The organism is Allobosea sp. UNC402CLCol (assembly GCF_000745475.1).
Taxonomy (GTDB): Bacteria; Pseudomonadota; Alphaproteobacteria; order Rhizobiales; family Beijerinckiaceae; genus Allobosea; species Allobosea spartocytisi.
In genome coordinates this window covers 2,501-5,737 of the sequence record NZ_JQJJ01000007.1, presented here as the reverse complement: position 1 = coordinate 5,737, position 3,237 = coordinate 2,501, and the positions used below count along the sequence as shown (strand labels likewise).

1 tRNA gene and 2 rRNA genes (1 of these 3 running past the window's edge) are annotated in these 3,237 nt (G+C 55.0%); all 3 read right to left on the bottom strand.

Annotated elements, in window-relative coordinates:
- Positions 1–34: 34 nt before the first annotated feature.
- Positions 35–111: transfer RNA gene (locus GY40_RS01990), tRNA-Met, on the bottom strand.
- Positions 112–255: 144 nt separating this feature from the next.
- A 5S ribosomal RNA gene (gene rrf, locus GY40_RS01985) occupies positions 256–370 on the bottom strand.
- A 106-nt stretch (positions 371–476) separates the two neighbouring features.
- Positions 477–3,237: ribosomal RNA gene (locus GY40_RS01980) — 23S ribosomal RNA — on the bottom strand (it continues 44 nt past the right edge of the window).

The window sequence follows — 3,237 nt, the reverse complement described above, 5'->3', positions numbered from 1 at the left end:
CCCGCCGCTGGAGCGACGGGTTTGTCAGTATCGTTGGTTGCGGGGGCCAGATTTGAACTGACGACCTTCAGGTTATGAGCCTGACGAGCTACCGGGCTGCTCCACCCCGCGTCAATGATTTGGCCTTTGGCGTCCTGGATGGGCGATGCGGCCTGTCCTGGGACGGTTTGGGCTTTAAACGGTAACGCGGCGGCGACAAGTGTCGACCGCCGCGTTATGCGATTTATCGATTGTGATGAGGGATATCCTTGACAGGCCCGGCAACGACCTACTCTCCCGGGTCTTGAGACACAGTACCATCAGCGCTGAGGAGTTTAACGGCCGAGTTCGGGATGGGATCGGGTTCTGGCTCCTCGCTCAAGCCACCGGGCCGGCGAAGGATATGGCAAGCATAAGGTCTTTCGTCAGGGCCCGTCCGTGCGGCCGGGCGCCTGGTGTTCGCGTTTGTTGGTGTATCGCGGACATTGATCATGAGAACGATCAAGCCGATCGAGCAATTAGTACCGGTAAGCTGAACGCATTGCTGCGCTTACACACCCGGCCTATCAACGTGGTCGTCTTCCACGGCTCTCAAGGGAGAACTCGTTTTGAGGTGGGTTTCCCGCTTAGATGCCTTCAGCGGTTATCCCGTCCGTACATAGCTACCCTGCACTGCGGCTGGCGCCACAACAGGTCCACCAGAGGTACGTCCACCCCGGTCCTCTCGTACTAAGGGCAGATCCTCTCAATTCTCCTACACCCACGGCAGATAGGGACCGAACTGTCTCACGACGTTCTGAACCCAGCTCACGTACCACTTTAATCGGCGAACAGCCGAACCCTTGGGACCTTCTCCAGCCCCAGGATGTGATGAGCCGACATCGAGGTGCCAAACGATTCCGTCGATATGGACTCTTGGGAATCATCAGCCTGTTATCCCCGGCGTACCTTTTATCCGTTGAGCGATGGCCCTTCCACGCGGGACCACCGGATCACTATGGCCGTCTTTCGACTCTGCTCGACGTGTCAGTCTCGCAGTCAGGCAGGCTTATGCCATTGCACTCAACGAGCGATTTCCGACCGCTCTGAGCCCACCTTCGCACGCCTCCGTTACTCTTTGGGAGGCGACCGCCCCAGTCAAACTGCCTGCCATGCGCTGTCTCGGACCCGGATGACGGGTCGCGGTTAGACATCCATGACGATAAGGGTGGTATTTCAAGGATGACTCCACCAGAGCTGGCGCCCCGGCTTCAAAGTCTACCACCTATCCTACACATGCCGACACGAATGCCAGCGCAAAGCTGCAGTAAAGGTGCACGGGGTCTTTCCGTCTGACCGCAGGAACCCCGCATCTTCACGGGGAATTCAATTTCACTGAGTCTATGCTGGAGACAGCGGGGAAGTCGTTACGCCATTCGTGCAGGTCGGAACTTACCCGACAAGGAATTTCGCTACCTTAGGACCGTTATAGTTACGGCCGCCGTTTACCGGGGCTTCAATTCGGTGCTTGCACACCTCCTTTTAACCTTCCGGCACCGGGCAGGCGTCAGACCCTATACGTCATCTTACGATTTCGCAGAGCCCTGTGTTTTAGTTAAACAGTCGCTACCCCCTGGTCTGTGCCCCCAATGCCTAGTTGCCTAGACACTGGGCCTCCTTATCCCGAAGTTACGGAGGTAAATTGCCGAGTTCCTTCAGCATAGTTCTCTCAAGCGCCTTGGTATACTCTACCAGTCCACCTGTGTCGGTTTAGGGTACGGTCTAATGTTGGAGCTATTTCCTGGAACCGCTTGGAAGCCAGATCAATCCAATAAGATCTGACAGCGTACGCGATCCGTCACTACCAACTGGCTGAGGAATATTCACCTCATTCCCATCGACTACGCCTTTCGGCCTCGCCTTAGGGGCCGGCTAACCCTGCGGAGATTAACTTTACGCAGGAACCCTTGGACTTTCGGCGACAGTGTCTTTCACACTGTTTGTCGTTACTCATGTCAGCATTCGCACTTCCAATACCTCCAGCAGCCCTCACGGGTCCGCCTTCGTTGGCTTATGGAACGCTCCGCTACCGCTTGCACAAAGTGCAAACCTTAAGCTTCGGCTCGTGGCTTGAGCCCCGATACATTTTCGGCGCAGGAACCCTTGTTTAGACCAGTGAGCTGTTACGCTTTCTTTAAAGGATGGCTGCTTCTAAGCCAACCTCCTGGTTGTTTTGGGATTCCCACATCCTTTCACACTTAGCCACGAATTGGGGGCCTTAGCTGTAAGTCAGGGTTGTTTCCCTCTCCACGACGGACGTTAGCACCCGCCGTGTGTCTCCCGTGCAGTACTTCCGGGTATTCGGAGTTTGGTTAGGATTGGTAATGCGGTAAGCACCCCTCACCCATCCAGTGCTCTACCCCCCGGAGTATTCACACGAGGCGCTACCTAAATAGCTTTCGCGGAGAACCAGCTATTTCCGAGTTTGATTGGCCTTTCACCCCTAGCCACAAGTCATCCGAGACTTTTTCAACAGGCACCGGTTCGGTCCTCCAGTAAGTGTTACCTTACCTTCAACCTGCTCATGGCTAGATCACCCGGTTTCGGGTCTAATCCGACGAACTGAACGCCCTGTTCAGACTCGCTTTCGCTACGCCTACACCTAACGGCTTAAGCTTGCTCGCCAGACTAAGTCGCTGACCCATTATACAAAAGGTACGCGGTCACTCAGGACGAACCTTGAGCTCCCACTGTTTGTAAGCATTCGGTTTCAGGTGCTATTTCACTCCCCTCGTCGGGGTGCTTTTCACCTTTCCCTCACGGTACTTGTTCACTATCGGTCGCTGAGGAGTACTTAGGCTTGGAGGGTGGTCCCCCCACGTTCAGACAGGATTTCACGTGTCCCGCCTTACTCATGTCCCAACTGTTCGCAGATCCGTACGGGGCTATCACCCATTATTGCGTGGTTTCCCAACCACTTCCGGTAACTTACAGTCAGGCACTGGCCTGGTCCGCGTTCGCTCGCCACTACTAACGGAGTCTCGTTGATGTCCTTTCCTCCAGGTACTTAGATGTTTCAGTTCCCTGGGTTAGCTTTGAACCCCTATGTATTCAGAGTTCAATACCTTCTCTTGATCTCTGTTAGCCCAAGAACAAGCCGAAGCCTGCCCTTAGAATAACAGAGATCGAAGGTGGGTTTCCCCATTCGGAAATCCGCGGATCAAAGCTCATTCGCAGCTCCCCACGGCTTATCGCAGCGTATCACGTCCTTCATCGCCT